Origin of the sequence: Vibrio sp. sp1, from assembly GCF_016920955.1 — a bacterium.
GTDB classification, from domain to species: Bacteria; Pseudomonadota; Gammaproteobacteria; order Enterobacterales; family Vibrionaceae; genus Vibrio; species Vibrio alginolyticus.
The window spans coordinates 143,053-162,482 of the sequence record NZ_CP060590.1 but is presented as its reverse complement, the minus strand read 5'-3'; the positions used below and the strand labels follow the sequence as shown (position 1 = coordinate 162,482).

The window sequence follows — 19,430 nt, the reverse complement described above, 5'->3', positions numbered from 1 at the left end:
CCTAGCCAACTGACGTTGTTAGTGAATACAAATTGTTCACAAGTATATACCGCCAATCACGTTTATTGTGATTGGCGTTTTTTCTTTCTAAAGCCCGATGATATTCACGTCGCTGCCCGTCTCATCAGCTTCTCCGCACTTGCTGTAACAACTAGGTTGTCTTGGACAAACCGCCCCTCTGGAGCAGATCAACCTTGCTTGGGTTTGAATCCCGCGCTCTATCCAGTTGATGTTTAATATCTTAGCGATAGTCGTTAAGTCTTTTTTGATGTGGGGAGGAATAACACTACTTCCGCCGGAAGCGACACAAAGGGACTTAAGTTCTTCCGCTATGGAAACGGCATCGCCACCTTGTGCAGAAATAGCAGGGTTAAGATCAATACCGGCACATAGCACGCGATTATTTCCCGCAGGGTCAAATACGTTGACCGATTCGCAGCAGTAGATACGTGGCTCGTCGCCAACATTTAAAATCGAAATTTGCGCTGAACTGGTATCCAAAGGCTGGGAAAGGCGTCGGAATACCGCCCAGTGCTGGCAAGGGTCGTTTACTTTGCGCATGTTGCCCCAAGGCAATGGAATACCATTTCCTCGATACACTGCTTTTAACTTGCCGGGGCCATAGGCATCAAAATAGTGCCAATGAGGGTAAGGCGAGACCACCGTCATGCGACGCATTGCAACGGAAGGAGAAACGCCGGCCTTTTTGTGAACATCAATTTCGTAACCGGAGCGGTCAAGCAACTGACGAAATGGTACTTTGGGGCAAAGCAAGGCACCAGCAAAAAAGCTGGACTCAAAATCACGCCAAGCTTGCAGGATATCTTGCGAATTGAGTTCAGAGTTCGACACAGGGCTGTCCATTTGCTCCCAATTGTTTTGATGCCCGATAGATAAAACGTTATTCATTGCATCGCTGCTATGGAGCACTCGATGGCCGATATATACCGCCAAGTCATACTTCAATCGGGTTGGATAGTCACGCATTCGTTTATTGAGATAAATAGTCCCAGGTGGCTCCATGAAAGACGTAATCAACTGTTTGGCGCTGACGCCCAGTTCATCAATCACATCTTGTGGCGCTCGATCTACCCAGCGGATATCCAATCCCATACTCTTTGCAATGTCTACGAGATCTTCTACAGATAGATTCAGCCGCTTCAAGCCGACCTCTTCGGCGGCGCGCTCTAAATCAGGAAAATGGTTTTGATGGTTTTCTTGGTGTGCGCGGATCAGTAAGTGGGCGAATTGACGCCCCGTGATACCTGTTTGGGAGAGCATTTCTGGTATCGCGATTTGAAGAATATCATTGGAAAACAGGAAGCTCGGCTCCAACGCCATGCCACTAATCCCGCCACGATTTCCTTTGTTGGGTGTGATGGCTTCTAATTCGGGTTCATCATCTAAAAACCACGCCGGATCTTTTTGAAAAACTTCCGCGATCACTTCGAGCATATCGATACTCGGTACGCGTTTTCCGCGCTCAATCATTGAAAGGTAAGAAACCGACGGAGCGTACTCTGGATTAATTCTTACACAACGGGCAGACAAATCTTCCATCGTTAAATGGTTGTTTTTTCTTAGGTTACGAATTTTCGTACCAAGAAAATGAGACTGACGAATAAGGCTTTTTGACACAGACATTTTGTAAAATTCACATTGTAAAATTTTTGTTGTGAAATTGTAGTCAATATTTCGCTAGTCTACATAATGAGCAGGCAAGGAAATTAACCATCCACTTCACAGAATTGCCTGAAACTTAAATAAAGGATTTAAGTTTTTACTCTAGGACGAGTTTTTAAGTGCGAGGATATGACGATGAATATGCTGAACTTCGATAAAAAAGAGATGCAACAACAACGCCCATTTATCGCTGAAGCCGTATTTGCCGTCGAAGCGGTAAGTGCTGAGCAGCAGAGTGAGAAACAAGTAAAAGCGAAGCAACTGCTTGACCGCATGTTCCCATTGGAGAACGGGTCGCACCAAGACGTATCAAGTTACGTGATTGATTACCGCCATGTTTTGGCTTATTTCAAAGACGGTACACACAGCGGCCTGAAAAGCCCAAAACACTTCGTGGCGTACACTGGTGAAAAGGAAGATCCAAAGTCGATTTTGTTCAAAGATGATTCGGGCAATCATGTAGAAGTGCTGTTTGGCTGTCATAAAGGCACTGGTTGCGTGGAATTAGTGGACATTGATGATATTCAATTGGAAACTCGCACGACGTTTCATCCTGAACTAACTGGCAATGCACCAACCGCGATGCGCCATTGGATAAGTCTAATCAAAGGCGACAAAAAAGGTAAGCCGATGGCATGCAGTGAAGATAAAGAATATACCGCAAAAAATGGTGACGACTACATTCTAAGTTACTGCTACAGCGTCGATTAAGATACTCATGATTGGATACAAAAACCCCGCACTTTACAGCGCGGGGTTTTCTTTTTTATCATAAAAGTCGTTTTCGCTTAGCCAGTTTATTTAAATTGGCATCACGCGGTTACGACCGAGTTGTTTTGCTTCATAAAGCTGTTTATCGGCTTTATTGATTAAGGCTTCAGGCGTATCACCCAGCTCAAATTCTGCTACCCCAAAAGAAGCGGTAATGCTGTGAACTTGTGTGCCTGAGCGCTTATCTCTGATACGCAGTTTTTCTATCATCCGGCGTAGTGTGTCTGCATATTGGCGAGCAATTCGCAGAGATTTGTTAGGTACAATTAACGCGAATTCTTCACCACCAAAACGGTACGCACATATCCCATCTCGACAACTTTGTTGTAGCCGGCGGGCAATGGCTTTTAATACTGTATCGCCAAAAAGGTGCCCGTAATTGTCGTTAAATGATTTGAAATGATCGATATCAAGCATGATCAAGGTCATTGCCTGATTTGATGCAATAAGTGAAGAAAGATCTTTGTCAAATGCTCGGCGGTTGTATAGGTTTGACAAACCATCGAACAACGCATCTTGCTGTACTTCAGCCAGTTGGTTTTTGAGGCGAGAAATTTCTTCACTCGCGTTAGTCAATTGGCTATTCAAAAACTTTGTTGAGTGACGAATTTCGTGTGACTCTGCGACAAGTTGACGAATCACTACCATCACTTCTTCAATGCTTAGGCTATTGTCCTCAACTTTTTCCAGTTTATTAAAGCTTTTGTCTACCATCTCGGAAAAGGAGGAAGTATCTGAAATCGTATCGCTCATTGAACTGGATACTTCATGTAGCAGAACTTCTACATTGGTTCTAAGATCTTCAAGGCTGGTTTCTGCTTTGCTGGCCACATAGTTGTTGTAAAGCTGTTTATTGGTTGCTGGAGGGCAAATACCGTAGTTTTCTAACACCATGTCTAACTCAAAGTTGAGTTCTGGAATGGTCTTGTCAACGTAGGTATACCAAAGCGCGTAGTTGGCTGGCGTGGCAGCAACATGGTTTTTGATCATCAGTGGGACCGCTTTTTTTAAATTAGCGGTTGATTTCTTAAACTCGTCGGTCATTTCTGCGATGGTACTAGCAAAATGGGATTGGGCTTAGATTAACGGATATTAACTAATGTCGCTTTAATTTTTATCACTTTTGCATGGTTTATATAGAAAATGAGTGATTAAGATCGTGATCAATACCGTTGGATTCAAATTTTATAAAATATCAGTATGAAACATGTACAGGCATTTGGTGGTATTGCGTGTTTTGAGATATCCAGCAAATGGATTCCGTGTGAACGTTAGTAACCTAATGATCGTCAAACTCTCGTTTTCGTATAAAAGCAAGTAAATCAAAAGGCTTAACGTCAGGGTCTCCGTGAAAAGAACTCGTAGACGAAGAATTAACATCTGAGGGTGCGAATTGAAAAAGAAAATAGGACTTTATTGGTTCACGAACGACTTGCGATTGCACGACAACCCACTGTTGAAAAGCGCCAGTGTAGAAATGGACGAGTTAATTTGCTTGTATTGCTACCCTTCAATGACGCCTTACTTGCATCACTTTGCGCAGGAAGCCTCTTTCGGGCGTGCGAAATTGCAGTTTCTCGACTTATCGCTTAGTGAACTCAATCAATCTTTGAATCACCTTGGTCAGCGATTATGGGCGGTTGAACTGACGCCCGATCAAGCAATCAAGTATGCTGTTAATCGCTTCGGCGTCATACATATATATGCTGACGCCTTTCCCGGTTCGGATGAGCAACAAGCGTTAGATCGCGCAGTTGAAGGCGCGTCTCATGTAAAAATAAAACAGCAAGCAATCCGGACCCTGTTAAGGGAAGAACAACTGCCATTTGACTTGAGCAATCTGCCTACGACTTTCACGCAGTTTAGAAAGCAAGTTGAAGGTTTAGACATCTCTCGGCCCCACGAGAGTATCCGTTCGTTACCTCCAATTCCTTTAGGTGTGAATCTTCCTTCCGTTACTGCATATTACTTTGACACAACAGCTGCGTTTCATGGTGGAGAAAGCCGCGGGCTTGAACATTGTCGCCAGTATTTTGCTTCCACACTAGCCAGTGAATACAAACAAACACGCAATGGTTTAGATGGCATGGATTACTCCACCAAGTTCTCTCCTTGGCTAGCTCATGGGTGCGTTTCTCCGAAAACCATTTATGCCATGTTGAAACGTTATGAAGCGGAGAATGGTGCAAATGATTCAACCTACTGGATTTACTTCGAGCTGCTTTGGCGTGAATACTTTTATTGGTATGCCCGTCGACACAAGCGACAGCTCTTCCGATTCGGTGGCATCCAAAATCAAGCACCACTCACCAGCTTTTACGCGCACCGTTTTCAACAATGGAAGAAAGGTGAAACGCCATTTCCTATCGTCAATGCGTGTATGCACCAACTTAATGAAACCGGTTATATGTCGAATCGTGGCAGACAGTTAGTCGCCAGTTGTTTGGTGCATGAACTTGGCCTTGATTGGCGTTATGGCGCGGCGTACTTTGAGTCACAACTGGTCGATTACGATGTGGCATCAAACTGGGGAAATTGGCAATACCTAGCGGGCGTTGGTGCTGATCCGCGTGGTTCACGACAATTCAACCTCGAAAAGCAAACCGAAATGTACGACCCGCACATGGAGTTCATCGATAGGTGGCAAGGTCGTTGTCCTGGCGCGCATTTGGATAGTGTAGACATGGTCGATTGGCCGATTGTGATGGGCAGCAGTGACAAAGCTTCGTCATCGGAGAAACCGTAATGCAATTTGAAACCGTACGATTGATCTTGGGCGATCAACTTAACAGTGAGCACTCTTGGTTTCATCAACCGGATGAGCAAGTGCTTTATTTGATTGCGGAGCTCAAGCAAGAGAATACTTACGTCACGCACCATATTCAGAAAGTGTGTGCGTTCTTTTCTGCAATGGAACAGTTTGCGAAAGAGCGTCAGAGTGAAGGTCACCAAGTTTTGCACCTCACATTGGATGACACGCAATCCTTCGACGATCTTGAGCAAGTCTTGCAACACTACGTGAGCGAAGTTGGTGCAAGTAAGTTTGAATATCAACGCCCGGATGAATACCGTTTAATAGAGCAGTTAGCCAAACTAAAGCTTGATGGGGTCGTTACACGTTGTGTCGATTCGGAACACTTTTTGTTGCCGTTTGAAGAAATAGAATCGCAGTTTCCTCAAGGCAAACACATCATGATGGAGCACTTTTATCGCCGCATGCGCAAGCGCTTCGACATCTTGATGCAAGACGGAAAGCCTGTAGGCGGGAAATGGAATTACGATGCCAACAACCGTAACAAGCTCAAAGCCAAAGACATTGAACAACTGCCACAACCTTTGATGTTCAGTACCGACGTGCGTGGCATTGTTGAGCGGTTGGCAAAACATGGCATCAAAACCATCGGAAATCTCGAAGGGGACTTGTTGTGGCCAATTAATCGCGCGCAAAGCTTGTCTTTACTCGCGCATTTCTGCCAAGTCTGTTTGCCGTTATTCGGACGTTTTCAAGATGCCATGACAGGCCAGCACGATGCTAAGTGGAGCTTGTATCACAGCCGAATTTCATTCTCGCTCAACAGCAAATTGCTGCACCCGAGAGAAGTCATTGATGCTTCACTTAAGGCATTTCATTCCAACGCGGACATCGACATTTCTCAAGTCGAAGGGTTTATTCGCCAAATCTTGGGATGGCGAGAGTATATCCGAGGCGTCTATTGGGCGAACATGCCTCATTACCCTAAAAAGAACGAGTTGGGCGCAGACAGAAAGCTGCCAGACTTCTTTTGGAATGGCGAAACCAAAATGGCCTGTATGCGCAATGCGATTGGTCAGTCTCTCGATTACGCCTACGCACACCACATCCAACGTTTGATGGTCACAGGTAACTTTTGTTTGCTAACCGAAATCGCCCCAGATCAAGTGGATGAGTGGTATCTCGGTATCTATGTGGATGCGATTGAATGGGTCGAAATGCCGAACACACGTGGCATGGCATTGTTTGCGGATGGCGGCATTGTTGGCACCAAACCTTACGCGGCGAGTGGTTCTTACATCAACAAAATGAGCGACTACTGTAAGGGTTGCCATTACGACAATAAGGCGAGGAGTGGGGAAGGATCGTGTCCGTTTAACAGCCTTTATTGGCGCTTTATGAACAAGCACGACAAGCGCCTCGCAGCCAATCCACGAATCGGGATGATTTTCCGCTCTTGGGACAACATGGAAGAACAGCAACGCCAAGCGATTCTTGATACCGCAGAGCACTACATAGAAAACGTGGAGAACTTGTGATGGAAATACTCATCGTCGGTGGCAATGGTGGAATTGGTTTGGCAGTGGTGAGAGAAGCCGCAGCTCGGTTCCCTCAAGCGCGCGTGCATGCCACTTATCGTAAGCAGCAACCAGATTGGCAACACCCAAATGTCGTTTGGCATCAAGTGGATGTATCGCAAGACGAGCAGGTAAAAGCGTTCAGTGAGCAGATTGAACACGTCGATTGGTTGGTGAACTGTGTTGGTATGTTGCACACCCAAGAGAAAGGTCCTGAGAAGAATCTTAGCTCGCTCGACGCAGACTTCTTTCAGCAAACCATCACGGTTAATACTTTGCCAAGTTTGCTGTTGGCGAAATACTTCACGCCCAAGCTAAAGCGCAGTACTGCACCCAAGTTTGCGACCATTTCGGCCAAAGTTGGCAGCATTAGCGATAATCAGTTAGGTGGTTGGTACAGCTATCGAGCATCGAAAGCCGCATTAAACATGTTCCTAAAAACCATGTCGATCGAATGGCAAAGAGTGGTCAAACATGGCACGGTGCTTTCACTTCACCCTGGCACCACAGATACCGCTTTGTCGGCACCTTTTCAAACCAATGTCCCAGAGGGAAAGTTGTTCACGCCAGAGCGAGTTGCTAAGGATTTATTAGGCTTGATAGAAAAAGCAACCCCGCAAGATAGCGGGGCGTTTTGGGCTTATGATGGGACGTTATTACCTTGGTAAGAGAACGCGTACAAACGTTAATACAAATGAAATAACATACTCCAGAGAGGGTCGGAGTGACCTACGTTTTCGTTGATTTATTTCTTCGGCAACGCTCAGAACAATAAACGATTTCCTCCCAATTTCGCGCCCACTTCTTTCTCCAAGAAAATGGGCGCTGACAGACCGGACAGACTTTCATGGGAAGGTTGGATTTAAAACCTTTCATCGCGCTGAATGTTCACTCCTAATTTGGTTAAAACTACTTATCAAATAGGTACAGGTAATCGCCGTAGCCTAAACTCGCCATCTTGTTCACAGGTACAAATTTCATCGCAGCAGAGTTCATACAATAGCGTAATCCCGTCGGCTTCGGACCATCTTTAAACACATGACCTAGGTGTGAATCACCAAACTTACTGCGGATCTCCGTTCTAGGGTAGAGCAGTTTATAATCGGTTTTCTCCACGATGTAACCCGGGTTAATTGGTCGAGTAAAGCTTGGCCAACCTGTGCCAGATTTGTATTTATCAGTAGAAGAAAATAGCGGTTCACCGGTCACAATATCCACATAAATTCCCGCTTCTTTGTTGTCCCAGTATTCATTATCAAACGGACGCTCCGTGCCTTCTTCTTGCGTCACGTAATACTGTAGCTCTGTTAAGTTTGATTTGATTTCAGACTGAGCAGGTTTACTGTACGCTTTCACTTTCGAAAGCAGCTTTTTTTCTTCAATCAACTGTCGAAGTGTTTTAGGACTTTCTTTTCGATCTTCACCAAATACTTCGTCGAGATATTTATCGCGACCTGATGCGTAGCGGTAGTATTTGTACTTCAAGCTACTCTTCTTGTAGTAATCCTGATGGTACGACTCCGCAGGGTAAAACTTTTCAAACTCGATCAGCTCTGTTTTCAACGGTTTTGGATAGATCATCGCCTTGTCGATTTCCATCATAAACTGCTTAGCAATCTGCTTTTGCTCCGCATTATGGTAGAAGATCGCTGGACGGTATTGAGGACCACGGTCAACAAATGAACCTTTATCGTCGGTAGGGTCGATATGACGGAAGAAGTAGTCCAGCACTTGCTCGTAGTTCACGACAGCAGGATCGTACTTCACCTCAATCACTTCAATATGACCAGATTTACCAGAAGAGACTTGGCGGTAAGTCGGGTTTTCAATATGACCACCTGAATAACCTGATACAACATCGATTACGCCGGGCAGTTGCTCTAAATCCGATTCTGTACACCAGAAACAACCGCCAGCTAGCGTTGCGATTCTTGTATTCTCTGAAGCCTTCAGCTTATCCATCGTATCGGCGGTACCTGTTTTACTCAATAGTAGAAACAAGACTGGAAGTGCGAAGGAGAAACCGGCCAATAACTTAGACATATTCTTCATAGCTACCTCATCGTTATTTTTGTAGAAAGTGTTACTTAAATAAAAAGTGTTACGTATAGAGAAAGGTAACCGAGCGAAAAAATTACAGTAATGTTGAAAATTCCGTTGCCCTTTTATGCGATAGAGCTAAAGTATCGACAAGAAACACACCGCTAGTAAGGGCAACGATGCCTTGAATAAGCGATGCTAAATGAGGTAAATCATGCAAGCTGAAGTTAAATGGATAGAAGATTTTAAATTCCTTGGGCAATCTCAGTCGGGCCACTCCGTAGTGATGGATGGCAATGGTGGTGCAACCGCACCAAGCCCAATGGAAATGGTACTAATGGCTGCTGGTGGCTGTAGCTCTGTCGATGTTGTTGATGGTTTGAAAACAGCAGGCCAAAAGGTTTCGTCAGTTAATGCTAAGCTAACCACAGAGCGTCGTAAAACCGCGCCGCGTATCTTTACGCAAGTGAATATCCACTTTGAAGTGTCAGGTGACGAGCTTGACCCAGAAGTCGTAGCAAAAGTGGCGGCTGACTCGCTAGAAAAATACTGCTCGGTTTGCTTAATGCTAGGTGAAGGTGTTGAGATGACCCACAGCTGGGAAATTGTGTAAGCCGACAGACTCCACAAAATATAAAAACAGGAAAGAGAAAAGTCCGGGCTTTTCTCTTTTTTTATTTCGCAGTTCACGTACCTTGTGAAGAATCTGAAAGCAGTAATTGCAGGTTGTAGGAGTCTTCCAGTGACAGAACTAGAAAAAATGATGTCTGGCCAGGTCTTTGATGGCATGGACAAAGAAATTGACGCCATTAGAAGCCATGCTCTTCAAGCACTTAGAGCGCTCAATAATAACACCGACGAAAGTCAGCGCGACGAATTGCAAAAGCAGCTATTTGGCAAGGTAGGCCGTTGTATTGTCCAGGCCCCTTTTCATTGTGAATTTGGTAAGACCATCGAAATAGGTGAAGAAACCTTTATCAACATGAACGTGGTCATGCTCGATGGTGCCAAAATTACCATCGGGAACCACGTGCTCATTGGACCGAGCGTGCAATTTTATACCGCTTCTCATTCTGTTGATTACCGCAGTCGCCGACGTTGGGAAACGTTTTGTAAACCCATCACGATTGAAGATGATGTGTGGATTGGCGGTAACTCCGTCATTAACCAAGGTGTAACAGTTGGCGCTCGTTCGGTTATTGCGGCGAACTCGGTAGTCAACCATGATGTGCCGCCAGATTGTCTATACGGAGGCACGCCAGCTAAGTTGATTCGTCGTCTCAACGAAGAAGAGTAGAGGTTAGTATGCAATAACTCTGGCGATTAGAGAGTTCAGACTGAGCTCTCTTCGTCGAGTACATCGTTATATTTTAATGTTAATTCCTCACTCAATTGCTAAAAGAACGGCACCAATTGATAAAGTCAGGGCAACGACAACAGAGTTAACAATGATAATACCCAGTAATAGAATCGACAAATAACGATACCATTTTGGTACTTCTCTAGAAATATTAGGTAATTTTCGCTTTTCACCTGAGCTAGGTTGAACGATTAAACGAACAAACATCAATGTTCGGAAAAATGCGTAAGGCCACCCTGTGAATAAAGAAAGCTCAAATTCATTAAAATATGGTTTTTTAAAATAGTTCCCAACAATCTCCTTCGGCATCAGAAAGTGCATGACACCGATAAAAATGGTTTGTAAGAAAATAATAATCACACCAGTCATTAAAGTGTAAAAAAGAAATGTGATTACTTGCTGCATATAGACTCTATTCCAGTACTAGCGACTAAGTTTGGCTTGCTTTCAATTGAGTTATAAAAGCTTTTTGCCACTTTACCGGATGCATAACCTACAGCCGTTGAACCGGCAGCGAGTACAATGGCAGTCCCCCAGCCAATAGGGTTTGATACTAAAAATAGACCGACTAACGCGCTGGTACCCATTCCTACAGCTGTGCTAGTTATTGACTCAACAAAAATTTCATTCTTTTCATGTTGGTCTTGTGTATTCGCAATCTGAATGCAGGAAGCCGTCAGACCAACACCGACTAAAACATGTCCGCCCACTTTAGATGCTTGAGCTATTTTATTCAGTTTTTCAGCTTGTTTAACTATATGAGCATTCGCAGGTAACCCTCGACTTCGAGCTATGCGGATAGACTCGTAAGCTTTTTATTATCAAGTGATAAATTTAGCCTTTCATATGGAGTACCATACATGTTTAATATAATTGATGATAAGTTATCATGAGTTTTTATCTTATACTCAAATAATCCCGACACAGAGCACCTCTAGCTAATAATTTGTTTGTGCAGATACTAACAAAAAACTATATTTAAAAAGTTTTATTTTTTGTATTCTAGACTTTCATTTTAAAAAGTTAAAAATTAGCTGATGTATTTATTATTTGTATGAAATTGTTAATGTGATTTTTTACATTTAAAGTGTGTTATTAAACTTGGTTGGATAAGTGAAGGTCATACATGATTTGCTAGTGATAAAAAACCTGCGATAAAAAATACAAGTGCTAACATTGTAGAGTTTATGATAATTACCCATATTATTATGAAGGATAATAGGCGGTACCACCTAGGCACCTCTTGGGATACATCGGGTAACTTTCGTTTTTTACCTGAGTTAGGTTGAACGATTAAACGAACAAACATCAATGTTCGGAAAAATGCGTAAGGCCAACCTGTAAATAGAGCTAGTTCGAAAGTGTTAAAATAAGGTTCTTTAAAGTAGCTATTGACAATGTCTTTTGGCATTAAAAGGTGCATGATACCTATAAAGAATGTTTGAAAAAAAATAACTAATACACCAGAGAACATTAAGTATCCAATAATGTTCCAGATCAATTGCATATTGCACCTATCCTTATAATAAACCGATGCTTTTTCAAAGGTTTTATCCTAATTTTTATCATGAAGAAATAAAGAGACTAACAGATAACCTATATCTTAGCTATGAATGTAAGGCCGTTTTGAAGGAGTGTCGAGAACGAAAATAAGAACTATTTTATTGATTTTTATGTAAATATAGTTGGTCGTGTATAAAATTGATAACGTGAAATGGCGAGATGTAAGCCTTGCACAACTAACAAAGGTTGGTTAAACAAGGCTAATAATCGGTTATGGATGAATAACGATTTGTTGCTCCTCTGTCATCACAAGTGTCGCTTTGCTTTGTTCGATAAGTTGGGCAGCATAAGAAGGGGTAACTGCCTGCATATCACCTTTAGATCGAAGAGTTAAAGACTCCCACGCTTGATCTCGATATTTCCCTGCTTGGGTGTATTGAATCAGTACTTTCATAGCTTCACGCTCCGGTGTGGTTGACGTGCTACTTAAGTTAACGATCTTAGGTTGGTTGCGCATCTGTTAAAAATGAAACATTAGTTTAACTAAATGTGCCTTTCCAAATATCGCGCATTGAGCAGAGCAATGTAGAATCCTTGTGATGGAAGGATGAAGAACACTCAATCTTTCGATTCATACTGCGCAATATAATGTTTGAGAGATTTGGTTTCCGCACTCTGAAACTCTTCATCGTGCATACGCAGTGCTTGGATACGGTCGAGGCGGAACTGGCGGTAGTCATCGCGCAATTCGCACCAGGCGACCAGCGTCCAGACTTTGCCCCAAAAGAACTGGCCTAACGGTTGGATTTTTCTTTCGGTCACTTGTCCGCTTTCATCTTGGTAATCCAAACTGACCTTAAACTGATGATCAATCGCGTGGCGCAGAAGCTGCCCTCGTTTGGCAGTCTCGGATTGGGTGTGATAATCGGGCACAATCAGCGGACAATCTTCCACTTGTTGTTTGAGCTTATCGGGCAATACCGAAAGTATTTTGGTGGACGCAGAGTGAGACGCTTCGGCGAGTTCAACATCCGACCAGGCTCGAACCATCCGCATACCCAGTTCAAGCGCCATCATCTCTTTTTCTGAGAACATCAAAGGCGGCAGATGAGAGCCAGCTTGCAACAGGTAGCCAACACCTGCTTCACCTTGAATCGGAACACCAGAACTAAGCAACGACTGAACATCGCGATAAATCGTACGTTCGCTGACTTCCATTCTTTCTGCGAGCTCTTTCGCTGTCACGGCGTAACGCTTTGCGCGCAAAAGCGTCAGTAGCTCAAACAGTCGTTCTGATTTGCTCATGATGTTCCTTATCTAGACCTACTGGTTGTTAGTAGTAGTGTGGCTGATTACTTCTCTAGCTCACTGCACATTTTTAAGTTGTGATGTATAAGCTCGAAGCTTTCGCAGTCAATCATTGATAACAGAGGCTGAAATTCAGCGGCTTGCTTGAGCTGTTTTCCCGCCTGTTTTGCATCGTCCATTGAACGCCAGTAAATGATGTCTGTCCACACATCGTCCGTCGCTTCGTGACTGAGTGAGCGATACAAAAAGCCCGGCAGATTCTTCACAAACGTTTGTGACTGTTTGGCAGCGGCGATCACGTCTTGCTCTGTTGTGCCTGCGGTTAGACGAAATTGCACAGTTTCGATAACGGTTTCCATATTGTGATTCCTTATTGGTTTTGGCGGATTGCCTATTGAGTTCCAAATAAGGTTACGCGGATGGAATGTCAGAACATGTCAGTAGTGAAATCTCACTCACTTATCATCAATATGGTTATTTTTCTGGGCTGTTGTAACGATCCCAGTAAGGTAAATCTGTGCCGAGTTTTTCGCTGATAAAATCGATAAAGGCTCTTACTTTCAACGGCATGTGCTTGCGCTCAGGAAAAACCGCATAAATGGCGTGTTCTGGTAGAGAATACTCTTCCATCACCGGTTTTAGATTTCCTGCGGCAAAGTCTCTTCCTGCAATAAATGTTGGCAGTTGCGCAATGCCCGAACCTCTTAACAGCAACTGGCGAATGGCTTCGCTGTTATTGACGATAAAGTTTCCTTTTGGAAGCACCTTGTATTCGCTGCCGTTGTTGATGAACATCCATTCGACGCCGCCACGGAAATAGGAGTAGCGCAGGCAGTTGTGACTGACTAAATCACTTGGTTTTTGTGGTGTTCCAAACTCCGCTAAGTAATCTGGCGAGGCACAAAGCACACTTTTACAAGGGGCGAGGCGTTTTGCGATTAGATTGGAAGAGGTGAGTTCACCAATACGGATCCCCAAATCAAAACCGTCTTTAACCAAATCGACCATTTTGTCTTCGAGGTTTAAATCCACTTCAATTTTCGGGTAACGAGCGAGAAACTCGCTGATCAAAGGCGCGATATGCAGCACACCGAAAGACATCGGCACGGTAATTTTGAGCCGACCTTGTGGAGAGCCTTGCAGTTCCGATACCGCGTCTACGCCTTGCTGGGCCAGATTGAGCGCTTGAGAAGCGTACTCAAAATAGCGTTCTCCCGCTTCGGTCAGGCTCAGCTTACGCGTAGTTCGGTTAAGGAGACGAATGCCCAAATCGTCTTCTAGTTGGTTGATGCGTTTGCTGATCGCCGATTTCGTCAGATTCAGCTGTTTGGCCGCAAGGGAAAAGCTGCCGCATTCGACAACAGCAACAAAAACGGGCAGGGAGGCAATCGCGTTCACATCAATCTCCTATTATCGTGAAGCATTTATTGTTGAGCACAAGGATACAATTAATTTCCAATTATAGAGATTATCTTCAAGAAGAAAACAATCTAGACTATGCACCAGTATTACGACCTTGATTTTGGGAAGAAGAAAATGAAGTACGATTGGATCCTGTTTGACGCTGACGAAACCTTATTCCACTTTGATGCTTTCAAAGGTTTGCAGCTTATGTTTTCTCGCAAAGGCGTAGATTTTACTGAACAAGATTTTGCTCATTACCAAACCGTAAACAAACCGCTTTGGGTGGATTACCAAGACGGCAAAGTAACGGCAGATGAGCTAAAACATAAGCGTTTTACCGAGTGGGCTGAGAAGCTGAATACCACAACAGCAGATCTCAATAGCGCATTTTTAGAAGCAATGGCCGATATTTGCAGCTTGTTGCCAGGTGCAAAAGAGCTGATGGAAGCGCTGCAAGGCAAAGCCAAAATGGGCATCATCACCAACGGTTTTACAGAGTTGCAAGCAATTCGCCTTGAGCGCACAGGGATGACTGAGTACTTCGATAAAGTGGTGATCTCTGAACAAGTGGGCGTAGCAAAACCGGACTTAGGTATTTTTGAATACGCGATGCAGCAAATGGGCAACCCATGCAAAACGCGCGTACTGATGGTGGGTGACAACCTGCATTCCGATATTCTGGGTGGTAATAATTTTGGTATTGAAACTTGCTGGTTAAATACCACAGGCGCAAGCGTCGATGAGCGTATCGCACCAAATTACACCGTTGAGTCTTTGAGTGAACTAAAGAACATTTTGGTGGCGTAACCGAATCGGGTATTATTCCGCAGTAACCCTCAGAAAAATCAAGGAATAATCATGTCAGACATCAAACAGCTAGACAGCAAAGTCGTTTACCAGAATAAGTGGATGACGGTGCGTGAGGACAAAATTTTACGTCCGAGCGGCGCAGAGGGCATCTATGGTGTGGTCGACAAACCTGATTGTGCTGCGATTCTGGCTATCGATAACGGGATGATTCACTTGGTTCAGCAGTACCGTTACACCGTAGGTCAACGTTGTTGGGAGATCCCACAAGGGGCGTGGGAATCAAACCCAGATGCGGATCATCTTGAGCTTGCCAAAGGCGAGCTGCGTGAAGAAACGGGCATGCAGGCGAGCGCTATGGCGTATGTCGGCGCGCAGTTTATCGCATACGGCTTTTTGAATCAGACATGTCACGTCTACTTCGCCACTGATTTAACGGACGTGGGCAATCAACTCGACAGTGAAGAAGAGGATTTGATCACTCGCGCTTTTTCGGTTGAGGAGTTCGAACAGATGATGATCGACGGCACGATCAAAGATTGTGTCACCATCGCCGCTTATGGTTTGGCGAAGCTGAAGAAATTCATTTAGTTATCCATGACGATTTTTAATGAAAACAGCGGCCTAGTGCCGCTGTTTTTAGTTTGGGTGAGTTCGTTGAGCCATCGCTTACTCGTCGATTTTCTTACCTAAGATTTCCACTTGCGCTTTTTTAGTCACCCCCGCGACTTGCAGCGCAGTGCTGCCAACCGATTCATAGTTCAACTCGATTTTGTCTAACTTCGCGTTATCTTTTGTTGGTAGGCTTAAGCTTCTTGATGACATGCCTTTAGTCAGAACACCTAAACTGTCGAACGTCTTTTCCTGACCATCTTTCATGATTACTTTAACGCTTTTCAGATCGACCGTACCTTGTGTACATTTGATTTTTATGTGGCTGAAACGAGCGTTAGCAAATGGTGACAGTGGATTGACTGTGTCGGTTTCCGATTTAAAACTGACGGTCTTATCTGCAATCTTGTCCCAATCGTTGTCTCCTGCAACCGATTGGAAAGAGGCTACAGCCGCTAAAAGACAGAGTGCGATGGTGTTGAACAGTTTCATAGCTTTTCCTTACCTTAGGTTTAGATATTCTGTTTAATCAGTTCGATGACGTGTGTGATTTCGTCTTGAGTTAAAGCCCCTTCTTTCACGAATAAAATTTCGCCTTGTTTATTTTGTACGATAATCGCAGAACTTTCTTGCTGCAGATCCCAAGTTGTTGCTAATACGCCATTTTTGTCTAACACCATGGAAGACCAAGAGAATGTCTTTTTGCTGTCCTCTGCCGACGATTTTACAAATGTACCGGTTCCCCAGATGGCGTCTTCTTGGTTGATCACGGTTGTGGTCTGATACTGATCTTCAGGAAAGTGAGCGGCAGTGATTGCTGACATCAGCGGCGCGTTCATCTCTTTAGCTTTACTACGACCTGCAATGGCTTGTATCACACGGATTTTGCCTAACATCTGCTGAGTTGCCCAAGGTTGATAAGCCACATCGTCTCCTTGCAGCGTCATTTCGCCATAGGTATCAATGCTGACGGATGGGGTGGTTTGACCGACAGAAAGGTTATGAGAGAAGGCGAATGTCGGGGCGAGTGCGAGTAAGAGTGACAGAACAGATGGAGTTTTCATTGGGGGTTCCTGTAACGAAGTGAGGTTAGAGCGAATCAAAATAAGGGGCAAATACGATGCCCCTTATCGGATGTGGCGATTAGTTAGAAAGTACAACGCGCGCATTTAGCGGTTGCAGCGGACGATTGTTTTGTCCCATGACTTCCATCAGTTTCTCGGCTTGATCTTTGGATAAGGTTTGAGTGTCTTTAAGCACAAACCAGCGCACACCTTCTGAACATGGTGGTGTGGTTAAAGAGCCGTTAAATCGATAGTAGTTTGCAGTTTTTGGCAGTAAGTCGTTAATCTCAAACGTATCTTTAAAGAACGTGGTTTGATTCTCTTGTGGGATTGCGTTGATCAGTTTAGACAGTGCTGCGTTTTGATCGCCAGCATCAAACATCACCGAAATTACCGCCAACTCGTCGTCTGCGTTGGCGTGTACAAAGTGCGCTTCAAGTGGATATTGGCGGCCTTTGATTTGGTTTTCTGAAGGTGTGTGGAAATGGAACTGTTGCAGTTCGAACGTCTCGCCATCGATGGTGAAGCTGTTACGTCCGTTCACTTGCGCTTGCAGCGTATGACCATTGTTGGTTAAACCAATGACCTGACCAGTGTACGAAAGGTTCAGTGCTTCCAGTTTTGCATCGGCTGGGTTGTCGATGTTGATTGGGCTTTGGTTTTTCGTGGTTGCGCAGTCTTTGGCGATTTCTCCCCAGTGCTCTGGCCCGTGTTTGTCATTGCCATAGCCCCATTCCGAAGCCTGAGCCGCGCTTAGAGTGAGAAGTGAGAGTGAAAAAGCAAGTAGTGTTTTGTTCATAATAATGTCTCTGTTCGGTCGCTTCGATAAGCGTTGTTACAAGGCAATGACCTAGAGGTTTGATCACTGCCTGACAAATTAGAAACGGTGGCTGAGTTGGGCACCAATTAGGAACGCATTTGAATGGGTCACGCCCGTCACCATCGGTGCAGGAACACCTTCATACGCGTACTCTTCTACGTTGACATCTTCACCAATCAAGTACGTCATGCCGATGTCAACCGTGGTATCTGATGACCATTGGTAAGAGGCACCCGCAGATAACCAGTGACGGTTCGAATCTGGGATAGAAAGCGAAGTCAGCTCATCGACAGGTGTTTTGTCGAACATGTAACCCGTGCGAAGTGTCCAACGTTCATTGGCGTACCAAGTCGCACCGATGGAGTAGTGCGCGGAGTCTTGCCACTGAAAATCTTTTAGCAACTGATCATCAGCTTTCAAGCTGTCAAATGCTGACCAACCAATCCACTGCACAGAATAGTGCAGGGCAAATTTAGGTAAGACGCGGTGATAACCGGAAAACTCCGCAATATCCGGTAGCGGCATAGCAAGCGAGTCGTACGATTCGCCAGCAAAGTGGATGTCACCCTTGGCATCAATGTTAGGGCTGTGCTTGTAGCTTAAACCTAAGCGATGACGTTCGTTAAACTCGTACATCATGCCAATGTTCGCGCCAAGCCCAATGCCGCCAGCTTCCACATCAAGTGCGTTGCCTTTTACGGATCCACAGCGTTGTTCTAGTTCGTTTCCAAGTATGTTCCCACCAACGCAAACACCCACGTCCATATCGCGGTACAGCTCACCAGAGCCGTAAATCACATCAATACCACCACCGATACTAAAACGATCGTTCACCTTGTATGCCAAGCTTGCGCCAAGGTTGACACTCGCTACGCTGGTGACACCGCCAAAAACAGGTGCGCCATAGTTTGGTTTAAACTCCATGTCGGTTCCGAAGTTGGAGTATGCCGATAAGCCTAGATACCAGTCGTCGTTGATAGGGTGAATAAAGTAAAAATTGGGTACAACGGCTGGTTGACCAACGCCATCGACGTCATCAATGTCGGTCACGGTTTGAGAGAAGGACGGGGTAATTTCAACTTGAGGGGACGGAGGAAAACCGCCCATACCAACATTGACATCCGCATTAATGTTAGCTCGATGATATTGCGCATTTTTAACGGTAACGTCAGGTTTGACGTAAGTGACACCGAACGATAAGGCATTTTGTTTAAACAGCGTCATCGCTGCGGCGTTACGGCTGACTACAGACGCATTATCACCAATGACGGCATCACCAGCAAAAGCACGACCAAGACCCGTCGCCGAATGTTCGTTAATTTGAAAACCACCGGCATACGCCGTCGATGAGGCTAACCCGATTAATAAATAAATCGGTGAAAGAGTTAATTGTCGCTGCATGTTTTTTCTCATGAATTAATTAGAGGTTGTATTGCAACGAAAAGAAGTAAAATAAACAAATCTGACCAGTACATTTAGGGGTAAAACTAACAGTATGTTGACAATAAATAGATTTAAATTAATAAATATTTATTGATGAATTTATTAATGGTTCATGTCGTGAATATTGTGATTATTTTAAGTGTAAATTAAACTCTGAGCCTCTGTTTTTATTTTTGCGGTATTACTTCTCTATTTTTATTGTGCTGACTGTTCCCTAACAAACAGAGGCAAATCCAGCGATAAAGTGTTCGTGATGGAAACTCTGAGTCATTTGTATTTCCATTGC

The 19,430-nt window shown here is 44.4% G+C and carries 22 protein-coding genes; 8 read left to right on the top strand and 14 right to left on the bottom strand.

Annotation, left to right across the window (positions count from 1 at the left end):
* Positions 1-87: 87 nt before the first annotated feature.
* A complete protein-coding gene (locus H9L11_RS16230; protein WP_080773721.1) occupies positions 88-1,644 on the bottom strand; it encodes a DUF3612 domain-containing protein in 1,557 nt (518 codons plus the stop codon).
* A 174-nt stretch (positions 1,645-1,818) separates the two neighbouring features.
* On the opposite strand from H9L11_RS16230, the gene H9L11_RS16225 reads away from it, so the two are divergent.
* Entirely contained in the window at positions 1,819-2,394 is a 576-nt protein-coding gene (locus tag H9L11_RS16225; protein WP_205391276.1) for a hypothetical protein, read from the top strand.
* Positions 2,395-2,484: 90 nt separating this feature from the next.
* On the opposite strand, the gene H9L11_RS16220 is transcribed toward H9L11_RS16225, so the two are convergent.
* A complete protein-coding gene (locus H9L11_RS16220) occupies positions 2,485-3,498 on the bottom strand; it encodes a GGDEF domain-containing protein (protein ID WP_017635511.1) in 1,014 nt (337 codons plus the stop codon).
* Between the two features lie 349 nt (positions 3,499-3,847).
* Here H9L11_RS16220 and H9L11_RS16215 point away from each other — a divergent pair, with 349 nt between their 5' ends.
* From H9L11_RS16215 to H9L11_RS16205, 3 genes are read left to right on the top strand one after another with little or no spacing between them, the layout of a single operon-like run.
* Positions 3,848-5,200, top strand: coding sequence for a DASH family cryptochrome (locus tag H9L11_RS16215; protein ID WP_205391275.1), 1,353 nt, complete (start codon positions 3,848-3,850; stop codon positions 5,198-5,200).
* Positions 5,200-6,744, top strand: a complete 1,545-nt coding sequence (locus tag H9L11_RS16210) for a cryptochrome/photolyase family protein (protein WP_205391274.1) — start codon at positions 5,200-5,202, stop codon at positions 6,742-6,744. Before H9L11_RS16215 ends, H9L11_RS16210 begins: the two co-directional genes overlap by 1 nt.
* Positions 6,744-7,451, top strand: coding sequence for an SDR family oxidoreductase (locus tag H9L11_RS16205; protein ID WP_205391273.1), 708 nt, complete (start codon positions 6,744-6,746; stop codon positions 7,449-7,451). The genes H9L11_RS16210 and H9L11_RS16205 overlap by 1 nt, the downstream gene beginning before the upstream one ends.
* Before the next feature lie 61 nt (positions 7,452-7,512).
* Here the strand turns inward: H9L11_RS16205 and H9L11_RS16200 are convergent, their stop codons facing one another.
* Complete coding sequence (locus H9L11_RS16200; RefSeq protein ID WP_005374142.1) at positions 7,513-7,659, bottom strand: DUF2256 domain-containing protein; 147 nt, start codon at positions 7,657-7,659, stop codon at positions 7,513-7,515.
* A gap of 33 nt (positions 7,660-7,692) precedes the next feature.
* On the bottom strand, positions 7,693-8,835 hold the full coding sequence (gene msrB / locus H9L11_RS16195; protein ID WP_005374134.1) for a peptide-methionine (R)-S-oxide reductase MsrB: 1,143 nt from the start codon (positions 8,833-8,835) through the stop codon (positions 7,693-7,695).
* 202 nt (positions 8,836-9,037) lie between these two features.
* On the opposite strand from msrB, the gene H9L11_RS16190 reads away from it, so the two are divergent.
* Positions 9,038-9,436 (top strand): OsmC family protein, encoded by a 399-nt coding sequence (locus H9L11_RS16190; RefSeq protein ID WP_205391272.1) that lies wholly within the window; start codon positions 9,038-9,040, stop codon positions 9,434-9,436.
* 129 nt (positions 9,437-9,565) lie between these two features.
* The gene (locus H9L11_RS16185; protein WP_042523386.1) at positions 9,566-10,120 is read left to right on the top strand and encodes a sugar O-acetyltransferase; all 555 of its coding nucleotides are present in this window, start codon (positions 9,566-9,568) and stop codon (positions 10,118-10,120) included.
* 87 nt (positions 10,121-10,207) lie between these two features.
* On the opposite strand, the gene H9L11_RS16180 is transcribed toward H9L11_RS16185, so the two are convergent.
* The 6 genes from H9L11_RS16180 to H9L11_RS16155 all read right to left on the bottom strand — a co-directional run bounded on the left by H9L11_RS16180 (position 10,208) and on the right by H9L11_RS16155 (position 14,392).
* Positions 10,208-10,588: a hypothetical protein gene (locus H9L11_RS16180; RefSeq protein WP_005374128.1), complete on the bottom strand. Its 381-nt coding sequence runs from the start codon at positions 10,586-10,588 to the stop codon at positions 10,208-10,210.
* Positions 10,576-10,770 (bottom strand): hypothetical protein, encoded by a 195-nt coding sequence (locus H9L11_RS23570; protein ID WP_225455344.1) that lies wholly within the window; start codon positions 10,768-10,770, stop codon positions 10,576-10,578. Before H9L11_RS23570 ends, H9L11_RS16180 begins: the two co-directional genes overlap by 13 nt.
* A gap of 1,187 nt (positions 10,771-11,957) precedes the next feature.
* The gene (locus H9L11_RS16170) at positions 11,958-12,140 is read right to left on the bottom strand and encodes a hypothetical protein (protein ID WP_021035913.1); all 183 of its coding nucleotides are present in this window, start codon (positions 12,138-12,140) and stop codon (positions 11,958-11,960) included.
* 164 nt (positions 12,141-12,304) lie between these two features.
* Positions 12,305-12,991 carry a YafY family protein gene (locus H9L11_RS16165; RefSeq protein WP_025547493.1) on the bottom strand — a complete coding sequence of 229 codons (687 nt, stop codon included), beginning with the start codon at positions 12,989-12,991 and terminating at the stop codon, positions 12,305-12,307.
* A gap of 47 nt (positions 12,992-13,038) precedes the next feature.
* Positions 13,039-13,353, bottom strand: coding sequence for a hypothetical protein (locus H9L11_RS16160; RefSeq protein WP_029795225.1), 315 nt, complete (start codon positions 13,351-13,353; stop codon positions 13,039-13,041).
* 115 nt (positions 13,354-13,468) lie between these two features.
* On the bottom strand, positions 13,469-14,392 hold the full coding sequence (locus H9L11_RS16155) for a LysR family transcriptional regulator (protein WP_005384329.1): 924 nt from the start codon (positions 14,390-14,392) through the stop codon (positions 13,469-13,471).
* A gap of 138 nt (positions 14,393-14,530) precedes the next feature.
* Here H9L11_RS16155 and yjjG point away from each other — a divergent pair, with 138 nt between their 5' ends.
* Entirely contained in the window at positions 14,531-15,205 is a 675-nt protein-coding gene (yjjG, locus tag H9L11_RS16150) for a pyrimidine 5'-nucleotidase (protein WP_005374109.1), read from the top strand.
* Positions 15,206-15,256: 51 nt separating this feature from the next.
* Complete coding sequence (locus H9L11_RS16145; RefSeq protein WP_017635078.1) at positions 15,257-15,796, top strand: NUDIX hydrolase; 540 nt, start codon at positions 15,257-15,259, stop codon at positions 15,794-15,796.
* Between the two features lie 78 nt (positions 15,797-15,874).
* Here the strand turns inward: H9L11_RS16145 and H9L11_RS16140 are convergent, their stop codons facing one another.
* The 4 genes from H9L11_RS16140 to H9L11_RS16125 form a co-directional block, all read right to left on the bottom strand.
* Positions 15,875-16,309 carry a hypothetical protein gene (locus H9L11_RS16140; RefSeq protein ID WP_005480927.1) on the bottom strand — a complete coding sequence of 145 codons (435 nt, stop codon included), beginning with the start codon at positions 16,307-16,309 and terminating at the stop codon, positions 15,875-15,877.
* Between the two features lie 20 nt (positions 16,310-16,329).
* Positions 16,330-16,881: a YtfJ family protein gene (locus H9L11_RS16135; RefSeq protein ID WP_017635079.1), complete on the bottom strand. Its 552-nt coding sequence runs from the start codon at positions 16,879-16,881 to the stop codon at positions 16,330-16,332.
* A gap of 79 nt (positions 16,882-16,960) precedes the next feature.
* A complete protein-coding gene (locus tag H9L11_RS16130; RefSeq protein ID WP_017635080.1) occupies positions 16,961-17,680 on the bottom strand; it encodes a carbonic anhydrase family protein in 720 nt (239 codons plus the stop codon).
* 78 nt (positions 17,681-17,758) lie between these two features.
* Positions 17,759-19,102, bottom strand: coding sequence for a porin (locus H9L11_RS16125; RefSeq protein WP_017635081.1), 1,344 nt, complete (start codon positions 19,100-19,102; stop codon positions 17,759-17,761).
* Between the last annotated feature and the right edge of the window lie 328 nt (positions 19,103-19,430).